Source organism: Pseudoalteromonas sp. 11L1, assembly GCF_055397545.1.
The window spans coordinates 547,441-565,795 of sequence record NZ_AP041142.1 but is presented as its reverse complement, the minus strand read 5'-3'; the positions used below and the strand labels follow the sequence as shown (position 1 = coordinate 565,795).

The window sequence follows — 18,355 nt, the reverse complement described above, 5'->3', positions numbered from 1 at the left end:
ACATACGCAATAATGCCACTTAGCTGTAACTGTCTATCTAACTGATACCTTTTCAGATCACCTATATTGGTTTAAGGTTTCTATCATTAATAAGTGATTGCAATCACTAGATACAACTTAAACAAAAATGATACTTTTTAAAAATAAGCCATCCAGTTCACTTTATATAATAATAGTCTAGAATAAATTCTAAGTGATTATTTTTAGTTAAAAACATCCAGCGTTGTGGCTATTATTACCAAGGGGCATCTATGTTCGCCATTGAAACTTTTCACACTCACGGCAGCGATATAGATAAATTTATCAAACCTGTAAGTCAGTTTACAAACAACAGTCCCGATTTACTGCTCGGGTTTGCTACAACCGATACCATTAAATATCTTTATAATAGCCAGCCCAACGTGATAAAAAACACTCAAAATTGCTTAATCATCTCCTCCTGTCTTGGCTCATCAACCGAAAAAAATTTATCGTTAAATGAGCAAAGTATTAGTTTATTCTCTATCAAAGACTCAACGGGTCATTATGGAATTGCCAGTTGCAATACAACTAATAACCTAAGAGAAAATGCAGCTAACACTGTACTCCGAGCTATTGCTAATGCAGGCCAAACAGGACTCGCCCCAAAAATGGTCTGGTGCTTTCAAGTCCCAGGGAACGAAGAACTAGTGCTACAAGGAATCCAAGATGCTATTGGGCAGCGTATACCTGTTTTTGGAGGAAGTTGCGCTGATAACGACATTTCGGCAAAGTGGTGTTTCAGCGATACTAAAAATGTATACCAACAAGGTTTTATCATTGCGGTGTTATATCCGTCTGTAGAAACATTCGGCTTTTATAGTTCAGGCTACGATATAACCAACCAGCAGGGCATAGTTACCAATATTGAAGGACGTTTATTAAAAACAATCGATAACCAGCCCGCTTTTGATGTTTATAATCAATGGCGTAAAAACCTAGGGTTTGGACAGTTAAAAGCGGGAAATATACTTGCCCAATCAGCAATGACCCCGCTATCAAGAGCTTTTGCTTCAGATGATGAAATCCCACGATTATTGTTAAGTCATCCAGCTATAGCAAAAAATGGATCGTTAGAATTATTTTCTAACCTACATGTTGGCGATACGGTTTACCTTGCCTCAGGAAGCCCAGAGCAATTAATAAAGCGAGCTGATATGGTTGTCACCTCATTAACTAAATTGGCAGAACTCCATGCTATAAAAAATATTACCGGTGGTGTTATTATTTTTTGCGGTGGTTGTATGCTATCAATTAAAGAGGCAATGCACGAAGTAAAGCAATCTATTGAAACACAACTTCCCACTATTCCGTTTATTATAGGCTTTACTTTCGGGGAGCTCGGGACATTCAGCGATGCGACCAGTAAACATGGTAACTTAATGATCTCATGCGAAATTTTTGGTGACCCAATATGAGTAACAATGAAATACTGTTAGAAAAGCTACACTTATTACAAGTTCATAATTTAGCACTTGAAGAAAACCGTGCCTTTAATAGTTTGATTTTAAATGGTCTAGATATAATCTTAAAAAACGACAACACAGAAACCTTACTCACTGAGTTTTTTGATATTTTGCATCAGGCCATTGCCTTTTCTGCGGCTATTTTAATTAAAATAAATCCAAAAGATGTAATGGCTACGTTAATTACAGCGTCGCATCCGAATAGCGATGCAATAATTACCCAGCTGGAAGTACTTAATAGACCCGATAGAAATATTAAAAATATATTTAACTTACATCAACTCCCTAATTGGCAAGTAACCGACCCTTTTTGGCATTCGCAATATGCCATGCTCACCACTCCAGTAAATACAAGTACAGAGAGCTACCAGCTCTATATTTTTTCTGAAAAAATTGGCGCGTTTAATCAGCACGATATTACTTTAATGCAGCGCTTTGTCAGTTTTGCAGGTAATACGATTTCACAATTTGAAAAACGAAACTTACTTGTTAAACAAAAAGAAATGGAGGAAAAACAAAATAACATCGAGCAAGTGTTAATTAACTCTGAAAAAATGGCTTCGTTAGGGCAAATGGCGGCAGGCGTTGCGCACGAAATAAATAATCCTTTAAGTTACATAGTTAGTAACATTCAAAATTTGGCATACAACCTTGAGCAATTTAGCCATTTCATTAACGCTCTTAAGACAGAGAGTGTCATAACGCAGCAAACATTAGCAGATTTGTTACAACATTTTCAATTTGATGGATTACAATCAGACTCAAGCGATATCATTGCTGAAATGACTGAAGGGGCTGATCGTGTTAAAGAGATTGTTCAAGGGTTAAGGCAATTTGCTCATCCAGATCAAACTAAAATTGGCGATATAAATATAACTGAGCTTATTGATAATACATTACGTGTTGCCTGGAGCGAAATTAAATACAGTGCCAAGGTCGAAAAGCACTACAATACAGAACCAATCATCATCACTGGTCGTTCGACCCAACTCTCCCAAGTGTTTTTAAATTTATTTTTTAACGCCGCTCAAGCTATTTGCGACAAAGTTGGGGTGATCACTATTACTACTAAAGCCGATAAAAAAAATGCCTATATAACGATTGCCGATAATGGTAGTGGAATTAAGGAGGACAAATTAAATAAAATTTTTGACCCTTTTTTTACTACAAAACCAATTGGCCAAGGCACAGGATTAGGGCTTGCTATAAGTAAAGCAATAATAGAACAACACAGTGGCCTAATTAGTGTTAAAAGTAAGATAAATCAAGGCACTATTTTTAATATTACCTTACCTAAAAAACCGATATTAACTGACGATGCATTGAGTATTTTAAATGCAAAAAAAATCGCTAAAGAGTGAATTTTTAATACATTATCAGTTGTTTACAGTCAAAGCTTAGACTAAATTAAACTTATAATTATGTTGGTGGTAAGAAGATAAATGACAGACATTGCCCAATTAGAACAGCTAAATCAACAGCCTCCGAGCATCTTATGCTTGGACGATGAAGCTAATGTACTCAAATCTTTAGTACGCTTACTTCGTCAATATAAATTTGATGTGAGTGTTTCAACCAATGGCCAAGATGCACTTGAAAAAATGCAAAGTAAAGAGTTTGACGTCGTAATAAGCGACATGCGCATGCCACACATGAGCGGGGCAGAGTTTTTAGCCAAAGCCAGAAAGCTCGCCCCCGATAGCCAACGCATTTTGTTAACTGGCTTTTCCGATTTAGAGTCAACAATCAGTGCGGTTAACGAAGGGGGTATTCATGCTTATGTGCAAAAACCTTGGCAAAATGATCACTTAGTAAGTGTAATCCAGTCAGGCGTAGAAAAATTTAGACTAAAAAAGCAAAATGAAATTTTACAACAGCATGTAAAATCTCAGAACCAGCAACTAAAAGAGCTCAATACTAATTTAGAGCAGCTGGTCGATAAACGAACAAATCAAATTAGAAGTGTATTAAAAAAACTAGAAGTCGCTAATGAAAGTGAAAAAAGAGAGCATCAATCGACTGTTGAACTGCTTTATAATTTTATTAATGCAAATCCGTATCTCGATGGTAAAAGAGCAGAGAACATTGCCGGCACATGCACGCAAATAGCGCGTTACCTTAATGTATCGCAAAGAAGTATCACGCTTGCGCCTATTGCAGGATATTTAGCTCAAATTGGTTTACTTGCAATGGATCCTGAGCTTTACAACAAACCTATTAACGAACTTAATGAAGTACAGCGCAAAACGTTTTACACCCACCCGAGTATTTCACAATTAATGCTCATGCCAGCGACTCACTTGAGCGATGTTTCTGATGCAATTTATCACCAGTTCGAGCGATACAACGGCCAAGGTATCCCCAAAGGACTTGCTAAAAACGATATTCCAATTGGTGCTATGGTGCTCAGCGTAGCTCGCGATTACTGGGAACATTATGAGCAAAGCGATCCATTACTTACAACAAAACAACGCCATGAGGCGGCGCTCGGTAATATTAAGGCCAATAGTGGTAGCTTATATCACCCGCGTATTGTCGATGCACTTGAAGCAAGCCATACTAAATTAATTACCTCTGATAGTTCTATTGGCTCAATTAAAATAATTTGCGCTCAAGAGCTTGAAGAAAATATGACACTGGCAAACTCACTACACAGCCATACAGGCATTATGCTTTTACCCAAAGAGCATGTTTTCAATTCAAAATCGATTGTTAAGCTACAACAACTTGAAGCCAAAAAGCCGACTCCGTTTAGAATTATGGTTAAAACGGCTAAATGATTGATCTAAATTGCTCTTTTATTCGTTACAATGGGCTTAAATAAATTAATAACTTTGCTTGAAGGAGCACAACGTGTCGCGATTTTCTGCCGTTACCGATAATCCCCACGACGGGCGTTTTAACCAAAAAACGGGAATATTACTGACCAACTTAGGCAGCCCAGATGCCCCCACAGCAAGCGCATTACGTGTTTACTTGCGTGAGTTTTTATCTGATCCACGCATTGTAGAAATTCCACGCATTGTGTGGATGATAATTCTCCATGGCATTATCTTACGCATTCGTCCAAAACGCTCAGCTAAGTTATATAAGAGTATATGGACCGAAAATGGCTCGCCGCTAACTCATATTACGCGCCAGCAAAGCCTTAAATTAAATGCCTTATTAAAACAGCATGGCTATACCAACACCGAAGTGGTTATGGCGATGCGCTATGGTAACCCATCAATCGAAGCGGGCCTTGAAGAGCTTAGAGACAAAGGCTTAACCCGTATTATTGTGCTGCCACTTTATCCGCAGTATTCAAGCCCAACTACAGGCTCTACATTCGACGCAGTTGCCAATGTATTAAAAAAATGGCGCTGGGTACCAGAGCTGCACTTTGTAAACGGGTATCACAAAAATACAGTGTACCTTGAGTCACTCGCTAATAGTATTAGTGAAGATTTAGAAAAACATGGAATGCCACAAAAAATGGTGTTTTCATACCACGGTATGCCTAAACAGTTTTTAGATAATGGCGACCCTTATCATTGCCTATGTCAACAAACAACACGATTAGTGGTTGAAAAACTAGGGCTAGACAAAGATAAAGTGATCACTACTTTTCAAAGTCGCTTTGGTAAAGCTGAATGGTTAAAACCATATACAGATGCAACTCTTGAGAGCTTACCTGGCGAAGGAATTAAAGATATCGCAATTATAAGCCCTGCATTTAGCGCCGACTGCCTAGAAACACTTGAAGAATTAGAAGGTGAAAACCGCGAAATTTTTGAAGAAGCTGGCGGCGAGAAATACCGATACATTGCAGCTCTAAACGATCGTGACGATCATATAGACGCCATGTTCGATGTATTAAAGCCAATGCTTTAAAGCAAAGGTTCGAGGTTTCAGGCAGACACTAGCCAAGCGCGGTGGTTGACGGTAGGTGGGAGTTTACCTCGCGCACACAGTGCTAAACCCGTTGCTCGACACCCGATACCCGTACTTAATACCTAATTTAGCGCTTACGTGTCACTATTAATGTGATTGCCCCGGCTATTATTCCCCAGCAGGCAGAGCCTACCGACCATAAAGTTAAATCTGAGGCAGTGACTAAAAAAGTAATGATAGCCGCTTCAGTATATTCAGCACTATGCAAAGACTGCTGTAAACTATTGGCAATAGTGCCAAACAAAGCAATACCCGCCAACGCTAACACCAATGCTTGTGGCAAGCTTGCCACAATTGCCACAAGCATAGCCGCACATAGCGCCATTATTATATAAAACACGCCACCAGCAATACTTGCCCAATAACGCTTATCAGGGTCTTTATCAGCCTCTTCGCTCATACAAATAGCCGCTGTTATGGCTGCTAAATTTATAGAATAAGTGCCAAAGGGAGCCGTCACACAATTTATTAACCCGGTCACAGTTAATGACGATGATATAGGCGCTTTATAATTATGTGCTTTCAAAATAGCGAAACCGGGTAAGTTTTGTGAGGTCATAGTTACTATGTATAAAGGAATGCTTATACTTACAAATGCCTGCAAACTAAAGCTTGGCGCTATATATGCAAAACTACTGGCTTGCCAATGCACGGTACTGGTATCGATATTACCCATATACCACGCTAAAAATATACCCGCTAGCAACACACTTAGCATCGCAAAACGGGCAAAAAAGCGCTTACCAATAAAGTACACCACCACCATTAAACCAATAACTAATGGCATATCGTTCATAAAGTTAAACACGTCAATGCCAAATGTCACTAATACTCCCGCTAACATGGCACAAGCCAGTTCACTAGGAATACGGTTCATGATTTTTTCAAACCACCCGGTTACTCCCGACACCAGCACCAAAAAGGCTGATAACATAAATGCGCCTATCGCTTCATGTAAGCTATAGCCTTGAGCACTTGAAATCAGTAGTGCAGCCCCTGTGGTCGACCATGCAATTAAAATCGGCACTTTATAATAAAACGACAACACAATAGAGGTACTGCCCATCACCAAGCCCAGCATTAATATCCAGCTTGCCACTAGGTCAGGTGTGCCACCTAAAGTGATCACCACTTGGTAAATCAATGCTATCGAACTTGAAAAACCAATAATAACGGCAACAAGTCCCGCCATAGTGCGACTAAGTAATTGATCAGTCCCTGCCATAATTCCCTCATTTCATGCTTTAACGTTACAACATACTTTGCCTATTTTTACATTGCAATTTTGAATAATGAATATGAAAAAACATCACGTTAATAAATTTTTTATTGATCAATTTTTGCCTATCAAAATCATTGCCATTTAAAAAATAAACGCGTACCTAAAAACAAGCCGCAGAGCGCATTATTGCTGTAAAAAGCCGTAATTTTTAAGCTAAAAACACATACCAAAAAAAGGCAAAGTAAATACTTACAATGAGTTATAAAAACCCCATTAACACTTTATGGTTACAATTTAAATTTGATCTCATCCTATTTTTAATATAAAACTTAACAATTATTTCACTAATTACCCTAAAAGAGAAACAGATGAAACGTTACATTGTTTTAATTATCGCTATTCCTTTGTCTGTATTTGCCATTTATACGCTGCTTGAGAATCAGAAAAAAATCGATAAGGAGGCAGTAGCCCCTATTGCCGTAGACATCGTCCCTGTTGACTCTGAGTTTGTAAAACAAACACGTAAGCCATTGCCAATTGATATGAGTAAAGACCCTATTACAGTCAAACCCTCAGAAGAAAAACTAGCCGACACTGAAGACTCGTTTGATGCAATAAATAAGCCTTCAACTAAGGCCAAAGAAATACTTAAAGCGGCAAAAGTACTGCCTACCGATTTACAAAATGAAGCCTATATAGAATTTGATTTAGCAGCACTTAAAGCCCTTAAAGCAGGGGATAATTTTGATCTCGCTATACCGCAAACCGCAGAAACCTACAGCGCTGAAATAACTAACGTTACCAGTGCAAGTAACGGCGATAAAAGCATTGTTGGCCAAGTGATTGGTGCTAATGGAGCAATGCACACCACCATATTAACCGTTGGCAAGGATGCAGTATATGGTCAATTTACAGCCCCAAGTGGTAACTATGTGTTTGAAAGCAAGGGACAATATGGCTGGATTGCAGCAAAGCGTGACTTATACAAATCACATATAGAACACCAAGTAGGTGAACCCTCGCCAAAAAATACTGATGGTGGAGATCCGTTTGCACCCAGTGATGAAAAGTCACCCTCTATTTAATTTTTAATCTAAACAAAGACGACACAGCAGTAAAACTGCAATCATAAAAGAAAGGAAATACGACTATGAAAAAAATAATATCAACAGCCGCTATTGCAACAGCATTATGTGCAGCAAGCACAGTATCAGCAGAAACAATTGATATCGGTATTTTATATACGGACCAATCAGCTGCCGCTACCAGTAATATTAACACTAAGATTAATCAGCTTATTGCTTTTAGTAATCAAGTATATAGCCAAAATGGCGTTGATATTACACTGCGTTTAGTAGGCTCTCAAAACTTAGGTAGCCACGCAATAACCCCTTCAGAAGATTGGCTAGACGCTGTGACAAATAGCAGCTACGTAAATGGTTTACGTAACGATTGGAAAGCAGACATGGTAGCCGTACTAGGTACAGGCCAAAGTGCGGGTAGCGGTTTAATTTCATGTGGTATTGCTTGGGTTGGTCAAGGCACAAATGGCAATTTATACAGCTCAATGAGCGATCGTATGTACTCAATTACAGCTGTTGATTGTGGTGCTACAACATTCGTACATGAACTAGGTCATAATCAAGGCCTGACACACTCTCGTAAACAAGGCGCAACTAGTGGCGGTGTATACGTTGATGGCATGGGCCACGGTGTACAAAATGAATTTGCCAGTATTATGGCTTACCCACATGTGTTTGGTAGTGCGACTCAGTACGATTATTTCTCAAACCCAAATTGGAGCGTAAACGGTATTCCATTTGGTGTGACTAACCAAGCATATGCTATTCGTACCGTCACTGATACCAAAACCAGTATCGCCAACTTTAAATAATCTCAATTGTGAATAATGAGCTTATTCTAAGAATCAGCATTAAATAAATGGGTAAATTACTACCCATTTACACCAATTAAGTTTCCCTTGCGGAGCGCCTCGGCGCTCTTTTTTGATGATTAATCATTACCTGCTTTTATTGCAGGAAGTAAAGTTTTGCCATCGCTATCTACTTCACTCATTAGCGTTAACCCCATTACTTTGGCAAGCACAGGATAAATATCTAAATTATTCACCAGCTCAATACTTACACCTTTTTTAAACGCAGGACCTGCTGCTATAAAGGAGGCAGCCATATCATCACTATAAGCATAGCCATGTGTACCTAAGTAAGGCGCTTTAGTACCGTTACTAAATACCGCAGGCGCATTGGTTTGCACCACAATATCGCCCACTCTACTACCGCTATTATAATGGTAGCCTTCAAGCTGCTCACTACTTAAAACACTATAACGCCCCTTAGCCGCTTTTTGTAAGCGTGCTTTATATGCATCAATATCCGCATTTTTAGCATCGCTTTTAGTATAAATAAGTAAACGAGGTCCGGTATTCACAATAATAAAATTATCATCTTTAGGTAAACTGCTGACAATAATGCTTTGCTCAGGATCAACCTTTGCCATGCCATGATCAGAAACAATTACTAAATTAATATCCTGAGATAATTTGCTCAAGCGAGTACGTAATTGCCCCATTAATGCATCTAACTTATGAACGGCGTCACGTGTTTGTACTGCATCTGGGCCAAACTCATGCCCTATGCTATCAACCAGCGAAAAGTAACTGGCTACAAAACGTGGACGCTGCGCCTTAGGTAAACTTAACCATTGTACAATTTGGTCAATTCTGTCTTGGTAGTCACCTTGTTTAGAATAATGAAAATAGTAATCAGGCGTCATGCCATTAAAGCGCGCATCCGACTCAGGCCAAAAATACACTGCCGATTTAAGCCCATGCATTTTTACTAAATTCCATAATGGAGTACCACGTACCCAAGTACTGTCTTTTTGGCCTTTACCCATGCTGTAGCATTGATTATTGCGCGCTTTGTCGCAGAACTTATTATCAACAATACCGTGGTTAACGGGCAGTAAACCGGTGATCACTGAAATATGGTTAGGAAACGTTTTTGTAGGGTAAACTGGCTGCATTTTTTGTGCTCTAACCCCTTGCTCAGCCATTGCTTTTAAATTGGGTGCGCCGTGCTTTTCAATATAATCCCAACGCAAGCCATCAATTGAGATCATAACAACCGTTTGCTCTTTGGCTGCAAACGCATTACTCATCCCTAATAAAAGGCAAAAATAGACTGCCTTTGTGATCCACAACTTCATTTTAAACACCTATAGATGTATGTTAATTTTATAAAAAATAATACTAAAGCAAGTTGTTACTTTATGATACATGCTGATAGATTAAAGATGGCTCACTAAAAAATATAACTGTGCACTTAATAAGAGCCCAACGTGCAAAATAAAAGGATTGCCATGATCGACTTCAGCAGCAAAATCACCCCAGCGCGTATGCAGCGCACGACGGCCAATTTACAAATGGCGCTTGAGAGCGATCGTGGCCGCATTATTAACAGCGCAGCCATTCGTCGCCTGCAACAAAAAACCCAAGTATTTCCGCTTGAGCGCAACGCAGCAGTGCGCTCACGTCTTACTCACTCATTAGAAGTACAACAAGTTGGTCGATTTATCGTGCAGCGTGTTTTTGCCAATCTAAATTACCAACAGCAAAAAGAATATGGTTTATCCGGCTTAGAACGCCCGCTAGAAACCCTAGTAGAAATGGCCTGCCTAATGCACGATATTGGTAACCCGCCGTTTGGTCACTTTGGCGAGGCCGCCATTAATAATTGGTTTAATGCTAACTTGGCAAGTATTACGCCTGAGCGTTGCCAAACAGCTAATAGCAGCATAGGCATTATTTTTAAACATTTAGCGCAAGATATTTGCAGTTTTGAAGGCAACGCCCAAGGCATACGTATTATTCACTCACTGCTCAGCCTAAATTTAACCTACAGCCAAAGTGCAGCAATTTTAAAGTATACCCGCCCTGCCAGTTTAGCGAAGCAGGATATTCCACAAAATAAAAACTACATTATGAAAAAAGTGGGCTACTACTACAGTGAAAAAAGCTTTGTAGAGGCACTGCAAACTGAGCTAAAAATGGAGCCGCATTGCCGCCATCCTGCCAGTTACATAATGGAAGCCGCTGACGATATTTCTTATTGCTTGGCTGACATAGAAGATGCGGTAGAAAAAGACATAATAAGCACTCAGCATTTGTGCGAGCAATTAAAAAAGCAGTATCAAAAAGCGCTGATCAACTTAGCCTTAAACGACACCCAGCACCAAAGCTTTGTAGATGATGCAATTAATTACGCTATTGAACGCGCGCAAGCACAGCCCTTTAATTTTAATAGTGAATTTTTTATTTATTTACGCGTATCGTTACTGCATCCATTAGTGAATCATGCCGCAAAACGCTTTATTGAAAATATAGAGCCAATTTATCATGGTGATTTTAATCATGCATTATTAGAAGATCGCAGTTACTTACATGCTGCAACCCAAGCCCTTAAACAAGTGGCACTTGAGCATGTATTTTCTCATAAAGAGGTCGAAAAGCTCGAACTACAAGGCTATCGTATTATTAACGGCCTACTAGAATGCTATAAGCCATTACTACAATTAACTAGCGACGACTTTAAACGCGCACTACATGGCGACAACCGTTTATTAATAGAATCGCGATTAGTTAAAAAGCTCTCTAAAAAACATTTAAGTAGCTATCAGCACGCCATAAATGCCATGCAAGAAGAGCCCGACCACTTTGCGGCTTATGAGTTTTATTACAGATGTAGACTCATCCAAGATTACATAAGCGGCATGACCGACCAATTTGCTTACGACGAGTACCGTAGCTTAATGGTGATTGACTAAGCCATGCTCAGATCGTGAAATTGCTAAGCCCTAGATAATTTTTTACTTTGCGCTTAAAATTAGGGCATTGATGCTTAACCGCTTTTGAGTTTTATGAAACCGTTACTGAGTTGCTTATTTTTTTGTTTTGCTTTGTTTTATAGTGCTAGTAGTAGCGCTTACAACGAAGCGATGTGCATTCTTATAAAACAAGAAATGCAGCAATACAGCAATGACAAAACCAGCCGAAAGTACCGTAACGCTGCTCGCGACTACAAAAAAAACTGCAGCAATCCGGCTACACGTACTCAATCAACGGCAAAGCCTAAAGCGCAACCTATTACTGAACAACCCAAACCTAAAATTACTAAACAGCAAGTAAATGAGCCTGTTTCATCAGTTGCAACCCCCATTGGGCAAGAGCAAGCTAAGTCACCGCTTATACAGCAACTAGCAACAGCGCCCAATCAAAGTACAGAGCGCACTCAGAACAAAACTGAACCAGCAGCAACTACCGAGCCTAATGAGCCGCAAACCAATAAAACAATAGCAGAACAAACTGATGCTCTAAAAAATGATCAATTTAGCATTGATACAACCCCCCAAAGCAACACAACTTCAGCTGTCACAAAAACCACGGTAGAGCCTTTACAAACGGCCATGCCGGTTACTGTAAATGCCACTGAGCAAGTTAAAGGCGTTGCCTCATCAATCCCTAAAGAATCAAACATGTTGTCGCTAGTATTACCCAGTGTGGCGCTACTCTTGGTGGTAATAGTTGGAGTTGTTGTATTAATACGCCTACGCCATGTTAAGCAAAATAACACGTCTGCTGAAACCAGTATGCCACTAGCTGCTCCTCCTACTAAGTGCGATAACAAGCAAACTAGTACTGCTATTGATGAATCTAAGACTCTTGATACCAGCAAAAAAGAGCAACAAACAATAACCGAAAGTGTCGAGTTAAACGCAAGCGAAGTAAGCACCGTTAAAGTAAAGCAAGTACCGAATACCGCAGAGTTTGAAGCCGCCGCTAAAGCCACTTTAGAACGGATAAAAAATGCCACCGAGCATGCAGAGCCACAAGTAAGAGACTTTGACCCTGAAGCCAAACCAATCAAAAAACAGCGCAAGCCGGTTAATCAGCCTAGCGAGCCTGTACCAGCGACTAAAAAAGAAGCACCTATTGCAGCTGAGCCCATTTCGCCTCAACAGCCAAAGGCAGACTTACATTCGCCTAAACAACCGCGCTCACCGTTAACGCCATCTACCGAGCACGACTTTAAAGAGCCTGAAATACGCACCTTCGATCCCAACGCCCCCTTACCCACTAAAAAAAGTCCGATAAAACCAGAACAAGTAAAAGTATCGCCAGTTGAACCCACTAAGCCTGATATCCCGCCACAAAGCAGCAACCCATTTGCTAACTTATCGCTTGATGAAAGTTGGGATCCAAATTCTCCGCAAAAACCGAAAATAGAAGAAAAGCAACGTGCCCCTAAATCACAAGCACTAATTGAAGCTGAAGAACGTGCAAAAAACATGCAAACAAAAGAATAATAGAGTACGCTGAACGTATTCAAAGGTGGCTTTAAATCTAGTACCAATTCGCTTAATTAAGTGGTCTATTTTGAGGCTGGAAAAACGCGTTGATAGCTAGGCAAAAGTTTTCTATTTAGTTGTTATAAAAAAGAATTTTTTAACGCAGGTAGCGACATATTTAGCCCCGTAAAATGATTAAGTATTATTGCGGATTGGTATAGTTTAAGCGTGCATTCAGTTTCACTCACTACAATAGCCTACTTTTTAAACAGCGCCACTCTCAACCTAATGGCTCAGAAGGAGTAAACTATACATATGCACGTGATGTTATCAGCTAAATTAAGATACCTTATTTTTACCGCATCTTTTTTTCTGATGGCTTTGGTGAGTGATTACAGTAACGCAATTGAAGCAATTCAACCTAAAGACGAGCAATCCACACACACCACTACTTTAAATATAAGTACCGGCGAATGGCCCCCTTTTATGAGTGAATCATTGCCTCACCAAGGTGTAATTGCCCATTTGATCACCGACTTATTTGCACAAGCCAATATTAAGGTTAACTTTACCTTTTTACCTTGGCCGCGTGCTTACCACGACACCATTAATGATAAATACGCAGCCACCGCCGTATGGATGTTTGAACAACAACGCACTGAGGATTATTTTTACAGTGAACCTGTATTAAACGAGCGTTTTGTATTTTTTTATCACAAAAAACGCCCTTTTGATTGGCAAAACCTAAACGATTTAAAAGGCTTATTACTCGGTGGTGGGCTTGCTTACAGCTATGGCGAAGAGTTTGATAAAGCACTACAAGCGGGTCTATTTGATATGTCGCGAGTAAGTACCACAGAGCAAAACTTTAAACGCTTAGCTATGGGCAGAATTGACGCCTTTGCCGAAGAAAAAAGCGTCGGCTATTACATCTTGGCCAGTAAGTTACCTAACTTATTTAGCTCTATTAACCATCATCCCAAAGCTTTACTCATAAACCAAAGCTTTATTATGTTCCCTAAAAATAACAAATACAGTAAACAGCGGCTTGAAATTTTTAATCAGCAATTACTTAAATTTAAGCAAAACGGTCTTTATCAAACCTACTTTGATGCGTTAGATAATGGCGCTTATCAGCCCACAAATAACGCCCTGGCCGACTGACCTGGCGGGGCTTTATTGTTTGGAACGCGGGTTTCGGGCTACGAGCTAGGTTTTAGCAAAAGCTCGTTACTCGAAGCCCGTACAAAAGCCAAATATTATTCTGTAGTAACGATTTTACATCGCGTATTTATAGGCATTTGCATTTTACCCGCGCCTCGCTGCTCGTCACTCGAAGTAAGCTGCTTTTACCACCATAGCCGTTAAGCAGCTTGTTGACGCGAAAAACACCGCTTTTAAATTACGTTACTTTCACGCATTATTCGCCTCAAAAAATGAGGCAAATAGCATGCTTAATTGCCTCATTGTATTAATTGGTAAGTTGAAATCGTAGAAACCAGTTTTAGCTGTGATTATTTTAAACGCCAATTTCGGTTTCGAGCAACAAGCGACTGGCAACGAACACAACCTAGTACCTTTACCACCGTAGGCATGCAGCTTGGCTCGAAACCCGCAACTCGTCGCTCGGCGTCTTTCAGCAAAAGTGTTCAAAAATATTCCAGATATTTTTGTGGTCATTTGTCACCTCGGCGCTCCGAGCATTAGTGTGTAGTGATTATGAAAATACAGCACTTTTCAAATTTGACGGTTAAAGCTCGATATCATTTAAAACATCTTTGCAAAATGATTTAAATACATCAAATGCTTCTTGCCAGAGCAATTTATGACTACCGTAAATCATTGGAACAACATATTCATTAAAGCGCGTTTCATAGAGTGGATTAGTTTGTAACACGTTTAAAGCAAACTTAAGTTCAATAATCGGTTCTGCCATAAATTCTAAATGCTGATTACCGTAACGGGTAATATCTTCCGCAATGACTTTTTGCACTAAAGGTACTACATCTTGAACATTCGCCAATCCAGCGTGTTGAATATAATACGTATCATAAATATGGCGAATTAGCGCAGGATCATCGTCTCTTCTATTATCACGTGCAAAGCTCGCTGTGCGCCTAAGCATAGACACTAACTTTTCAGCTTGTGTACTCTTAATGCTAGAAAAATCCATCAGCGGCACTTCTGGTGCCTGTTGAGTTACCTCGTTCACTAAAGAAGATATATTGCGGCTTTGTACATTATCAAAAAGTAATGTTTCTATAAGCTCTAATTTAATAAACGGTCGTAAACATGGGGCTTTTGAATGGGCTTGAGGATAGCGAATATCAATTTGTTGGTATCTATATTCATCAAAAACAGTTGGAGTATTTTCTACAGAAAAATAATCATGTGAATTAATTGCAGCAATTAACTGTAAGTGGAGCGCTTTTCTAGCCTTTCTTCTTTTAGTTTTAGACGTGTTAGCAGTTAAATCTTTAGGAATGATTTTTATATCAACATCTTCAGACATCCTATGAGTTTTAATGCCTGACTTTGTTAATGCCGTACCGCCTGAAAAAACTAAAAAATGCGTATCAAAAGATAACTCACAAAGTAGCTTAAGTAGTGCAACTACATAGTAATCTTTTTCAACAATGGCAGGGTTACCCATACCAAGAGCATCCGCTACATCTAAAAATAAATCGTTATCAACTCGCATTGATAGCGCTATTATTTACAACAATTTTACGCTTAAATCGACTATTGGTCATTATTTTAAATGAAGCGGGTACTTGTAAACTTTCACCCTCAAGACTGCGTTGTGTAAATTCATCAAACTGGTACTCAACGCCCAGTTTTTCAATAGCTTCTAAAATGACTCCATCTGCACCCGCAGGTGATGCTGGCATTAACTTACCAGTAATGCGATTTTCTCGCGCTTTAGTATAAAGCCCATAGCCAATGCGTAACAACTGGCCACTATCTACCAGCTTTTTTAAAACACGGCCAACTTGGTCGTAACCTGCAATATCAGCAAAATCAGCGCGCTCAAAAACATAACGCTTAGAGCGGTTTATTCTTGTGGTTACTTTACTTGCTATTGTCATATTAATTACTCTCGTTGCTTAGATAAAATATAGCAAACATACGACATCTAAACAATGCAAACATACGACATTGAAAGAGTGATAGCACACTATCCTTTAGGTAAAAACTCAATAACGGCCTCAAACGACGGGCTGCGTGCATCGAGCTTATGCAAATATCCTAGCGCCTAGTTACTTCCCTGAAACACATTTTTTTATTCTTACCTCTTTAGCGCAGCGCCTCATAACCTCTTTTTGAATAAATCACTTAAAACCATATTTGCACAAAGAGAAGTGAATGAGGGTAAATGAGAAGACAGCGAGCTTCGGGTGACAAGCCTCGAGCGACGGGCTATGAATTCAGCCTAGCACCTAGTCACTTCCCTAGAACCTATAGCCTTTATTACTATAGGCGTACAGCTTGCTGACGCGAAAAGCGTAGCTTTTAATGGCAAGCTGAAGTGTATATTCGGCTTTGATTTTATTTAAAGAGTAAGTGATGAGTTTATAGTGTTGAACAAGCCTTAATTGCAGCAGCTATGGCCGAAGCGCTTTGTTTTGAGTAACCGCCGCCACCAGTAACCACAGTTGGTATTTCAAGCGTTTTTAAGTGAGACAGTATGATTTTTTCACGGTTGGCAACATCTTCAACAGTAAGTTTAAAGCCACCTAATTTATCAACAGCCAATACATCAGTCCCAGCTACAACAAAAGCCAAAGCATAATTAACCGTTATTAACTCAAGCGCTTGAGTTAACTTTTCTAAATATTCGCAGCCTTCTACACCACTTTTTAACGGAACCGGAAAGTTTACTCTGTTACGAGTATATTGTGAGGTCGGGTAAATATCCTCATTATATACATCTAGCAAATGTACATTTTCGTTGTCTTTAAACGAGAAAGCATTGCCATTTCCATGATGGGCATCAACGTCGATAATTAAAACTTTATCAGTTTCACTTAAGTGGCCACTCTTTCGCAATTGTTGATAACTAATACCAACATCATTATAAACACAAAAACCCTCCATATTTGCATAACTAGCATGGTGAAAACCGCCTGATAAGTTCCACATAATCTCACCAGACTTCAAGGCATTTTCAGCACCCAATAAAGTACCTGAAACAGCTAAGCGCATAGGTGTCAGAATTTTTTTATCTATAAAGCCAAAGCTAACAAAAGGAATACTGGGTACTTCAAGTGCACGTAAAACAAGTGTTTTACTCAAAACCAACTTTCTCATTAACTCATTGAGGTACTCATTAATTACTTTAGTTGGAACAGGTTCACTTGGATAGATTATTTCAATATCTGAGCCGCCAAGCTCTGAAATAACCTTAGCAAATTTTTCACCATCAAATGGGTGCAAGTATTTTAATAACCCTAACTGATAATTAAAATCTGGCTCATAAATAACTTTCATGTTTATGCATTTTCCGTTTCTGCAAGCTCTTTAGCGTAACGTAATACCTCGTGAGCTACTGTTAAATAAATTAAAAACGCCTATGCACTATATTAGTTATCAATTTAGCCTTTTCGGGCACGAATGACGAGAGAATTATCTTAGTAGTGTTCTTTAAGTTTTACTATAGGCGTTAAGCTTGCTGACGCGAAAAGCGTAGCTTTTAATACTCAAAGCCCGCTCCCCGCAACTCGGTGCTCGTCACCTTTATTTATACATGTCGCGTTAGCGAGTGCCGACCGCCCGAGAACACACACCCCCCCACTCCAATGAGGTACACACAATAAATTAAACTTGCTCAATCGCGACTAATTTATTTACTTCTACCGGTTTTGCTAACGCCGTTTCATAAAATGCAAACACCTCTTTTACATAGGGCTGTGAATAATGCGTATCCAAAGCAGCTTGCGACGTAAATTGTTCGACTAAAAACAAGCATGTTTTTTCACTATTGCTGTATAGCTCAAATCGAATACAGCCAACCTCAGCCTGTGTAGACTTTAAAATTTGCTGTAAACGCCCTTTACAGTCATCAAATAATGAAGCTTGAGGGGTTATTTTTGCCACTATATTAATCATCTTTAATCCTTATTAATTAATTTAATAACCACAGCACGAATTGGCGGTGCTACGGTAAAGGCCACTAAAAAAGCTGCAGGCCAGGCATTAATAAATGCAGTTAGCCAACTTTGCACAAAGGTATTGCTTAAACCTAAATTTACGTAGGTCACCCATGCAGATAGTAAAAACGACATCATGAACGAAAATATCAATGTAAATATAAAATGAATTTTCATCTTTCCTCCTTGGCGTTACTATA

The 18,355-nt window shown here is 39.3% G+C and carries 16 protein-coding genes; 9 read left to right on the top strand and 7 right to left on the bottom strand.

Annotation, left to right across the window (positions count from 1 at the left end; genetic code table 11):
- Positions 1-251 precede the first annotated feature (251 nt).
- The 4 genes from ACZ5WS_RS18230 to hemH all read left to right on the top strand — a co-directional run bounded on the left by ACZ5WS_RS18230 (position 252) and on the right by hemH (position 5,357).
- Positions 252-1,436, top strand: a complete 1,185-nt coding sequence (locus ACZ5WS_RS18230) for an FIST signal transduction protein (protein WP_178956994.1) — start codon at positions 252-254, stop codon at positions 1,434-1,436.
- Positions 1,433-2,845: a sensor histidine kinase gene (locus tag ACZ5WS_RS18225; protein WP_178956995.1), complete on the top strand. Its 1,413-nt coding sequence runs from the start codon at positions 1,433-1,435 to the stop codon at positions 2,843-2,845. The genes ACZ5WS_RS18230 and ACZ5WS_RS18225 overlap by 4 nt, the downstream gene beginning before the upstream one ends.
- A gap of 81 nt (positions 2,846-2,926) precedes the next feature.
- Positions 2,927-4,264, top strand: coding sequence for a response regulator c-di-GMP phosphodiesterase, NosR family (gene nosR / locus ACZ5WS_RS18220; protein WP_138605720.1), 1,338 nt, complete (start codon positions 2,927-2,929; stop codon positions 4,262-4,264).
- 73 nt (positions 4,265-4,337) lie between these two features.
- Complete coding sequence (gene hemH / locus ACZ5WS_RS18215) at positions 4,338-5,357, top strand: ferrochelatase (protein WP_138605718.1); 1,020 nt, start codon at positions 4,338-4,340, stop codon at positions 5,355-5,357.
- 127 nt (positions 5,358-5,484) lie between these two features.
- On the opposite strand, the gene ACZ5WS_RS18210 is transcribed toward hemH, so the two are convergent.
- The gene (locus ACZ5WS_RS18210) at positions 5,485-6,642 is read right to left on the bottom strand and encodes a benzoate/H(+) symporter BenE family transporter (protein WP_198522883.1); all 1,158 of its coding nucleotides are present in this window, start codon (positions 6,640-6,642) and stop codon (positions 5,485-5,487) included.
- Between the two features lie 365 nt (positions 6,643-7,007).
- Here ACZ5WS_RS18210 and ACZ5WS_RS18205 point away from each other — a divergent pair, with 365 nt between their 5' ends.
- Together ACZ5WS_RS18205 and ACZ5WS_RS18200 are read left to right on the top strand one after the other, a co-directional pair.
- The gene (locus ACZ5WS_RS18205; protein WP_464711720.1) at positions 7,008-7,724 is read left to right on the top strand and encodes a hypothetical protein; all 717 of its coding nucleotides are present in this window, start codon (positions 7,008-7,010) and stop codon (positions 7,722-7,724) included.
- Positions 7,725-7,789: 65 nt separating this feature from the next.
- Positions 7,790-8,533, top strand: coding sequence for a zinc-dependent metalloprotease family protein (locus tag ACZ5WS_RS18200; RefSeq protein ID WP_178956999.1), 744 nt, complete (start codon positions 7,790-7,792; stop codon positions 8,531-8,533).
- 119 nt (positions 8,534-8,652) lie between these two features.
- Here ACZ5WS_RS18200 and ACZ5WS_RS18195 read toward each other — a convergent pair whose 3' ends face one another.
- Entirely contained in the window at positions 8,653-9,867 is a 1,215-nt protein-coding gene (locus ACZ5WS_RS18195) for an alkaline phosphatase family protein (protein ID WP_464711718.1), read from the bottom strand.
- Between the two features lie 153 nt (positions 9,868-10,020).
- On the opposite strand from ACZ5WS_RS18195, the gene dgt reads away from it, so the two are divergent.
- The 3 genes from dgt to ACZ5WS_RS18180 all read left to right on the top strand — a co-directional run bounded on the left by dgt (position 10,021) and on the right by ACZ5WS_RS18180 (position 14,169).
- Positions 10,021-11,484, top strand: coding sequence for a dGTPase (dgt, locus tag ACZ5WS_RS18190; protein ID WP_464712123.1), 1,464 nt, complete (start codon positions 10,021-10,023; stop codon positions 11,482-11,484).
- Positions 11,485-11,577: 93 nt separating this feature from the next.
- Entirely contained in the window at positions 11,578-13,023 is a 1,446-nt protein-coding gene (locus ACZ5WS_RS18185; RefSeq protein ID WP_464711716.1) for a hypothetical protein, read from the top strand.
- Positions 13,024-13,320: 297 nt separating this feature from the next.
- The gene (locus ACZ5WS_RS18180; protein ID WP_464711714.1) at positions 13,321-14,169 is read left to right on the top strand and encodes a substrate-binding periplasmic protein; all 849 of its coding nucleotides are present in this window, start codon (positions 13,321-13,323) and stop codon (positions 14,167-14,169) included.
- A 586-nt stretch (positions 14,170-14,755) separates the two neighbouring features.
- On the opposite strand, the gene ACZ5WS_RS18175 is transcribed toward ACZ5WS_RS18180, so the two are convergent.
- From ACZ5WS_RS18175 to ACZ5WS_RS18155, 5 genes are all read right to left on the bottom strand, one after another.
- Positions 14,756-15,706: a nucleotidyl transferase AbiEii/AbiGii toxin family protein gene (locus ACZ5WS_RS18175; protein WP_464711712.1), complete on the bottom strand. Its 951-nt coding sequence runs from the start codon at positions 15,704-15,706 to the stop codon at positions 14,756-14,758.
- Positions 15,696-16,094, bottom strand: coding sequence for a DUF6088 family protein (locus ACZ5WS_RS18170; protein ID WP_464711710.1), 399 nt, complete (start codon positions 16,092-16,094; stop codon positions 15,696-15,698). Before ACZ5WS_RS18170 ends, ACZ5WS_RS18175 begins: the two co-directional genes overlap by 11 nt.
- Positions 16,095-16,578: 484 nt before the next feature.
- On the bottom strand, positions 16,579-17,496 hold the full coding sequence (locus tag ACZ5WS_RS18165) for a histone deacetylase family protein (protein WP_464711709.1): 918 nt from the start codon (positions 17,494-17,496) through the stop codon (positions 16,579-16,581).
- Positions 17,497-17,823: 327 nt separating this feature from the next.
- Positions 17,824-18,114, bottom strand: coding sequence for a putative quinol monooxygenase (locus ACZ5WS_RS18160; RefSeq protein ID WP_464711707.1), 291 nt, complete (start codon positions 18,112-18,114; stop codon positions 17,824-17,826).
- Between the two features lie 2 nt (positions 18,115-18,116).
- Entirely contained in the window at positions 18,117-18,332 is a 216-nt protein-coding gene (locus ACZ5WS_RS18155) for a DUF2798 domain-containing protein (RefSeq protein WP_464711705.1), read from the bottom strand.
- Between the last annotated feature and the right edge of the window lie 23 nt (positions 18,333-18,355).

Bases quoted from the DNA above. Each gene is read 5' to 3' on its own strand.
- ACZ5WS_RS18230 (WP_178956994.1), top strand. From the start codon at position 252: ATGTTCGCCATTGAAACTTTTCACACTCACGGCAGCGATATAGATAAA.
- ACZ5WS_RS18225 (WP_178956995.1), top strand. From the start codon at position 1,433: ATGAGTAACAATGAAATACTGTTAGAAAAGCTACACTTATTACAAGTT.
- nosR (WP_138605720.1), top strand. From the start codon at position 2,927: ATGACAGACATTGCCCAATTAGAACAGCTAAATCAACAGCCTCCGAGC.
- ACZ5WS_RS18210 (WP_198522883.1), bottom strand. From the start codon at position 6,642: ATGGCAGGGACTGATCAATTACTTAGTCGCACTATGGCGGGACTTGTT.
- ACZ5WS_RS18205 (WP_464711720.1), top strand. From the start codon at position 7,008: ATGAAACGTTACATTGTTTTAATTATCGCTATTCCTTTGTCTGTATTT.
- ACZ5WS_RS18200 (WP_178956999.1), top strand. From the start codon at position 7,790: ATGAAAAAAATAATATCAACAGCCGCTATTGCAACAGCATTATGTGCA.
- ACZ5WS_RS18195 (WP_464711718.1), bottom strand. From the start codon at position 9,867: ATGAAGTTGTGGATCACAAAGGCAGTCTATTTTTGCCTTTTATTAGGG.
- dgt (WP_464712123.1), top strand. From the start codon at position 10,021: ATGATCGACTTCAGCAGCAAAATCACCCCAGCGCGTATGCAGCGCACG.
- ACZ5WS_RS18185 (WP_464711716.1), top strand. From the start codon at position 11,578: ATGAAACCGTTACTGAGTTGCTTATTTTTTTGTTTTGCTTTGTTTTAT.
- ACZ5WS_RS18180 (WP_464711714.1), top strand. From the start codon at position 13,321: ATGCACGTGATGTTATCAGCTAAATTAAGATACCTTATTTTTACCGCA.
- ACZ5WS_RS18175 (WP_464711712.1), bottom strand. From the start codon at position 15,706: ATGCGAGTTGATAACGATTTATTTTTAGATGTAGCGGATGCTCTTGGT.
- ACZ5WS_RS18170 (WP_464711710.1), bottom strand. From the start codon at position 16,094: ATGACAATAGCAAGTAAAGTAACCACAAGAATAAACCGCTCTAAGCGT.
- ACZ5WS_RS18165 (WP_464711709.1), bottom strand. From the start codon at position 17,496: ATGAAAGTTATTTATGAGCCAGATTTTAATTATCAGTTAGGGTTATTA.
- ACZ5WS_RS18160 (WP_464711707.1), bottom strand. From the start codon at position 18,114: ATGATTAATATAGTGGCAAAAATAACCCCTCAAGCTTCATTATTTGAT.
- ACZ5WS_RS18155 (WP_464711705.1), bottom strand. From the start codon at position 18,332: ATGAAAATTCATTTTATATTTACATTGATATTTTCGTTCATGATGTCG.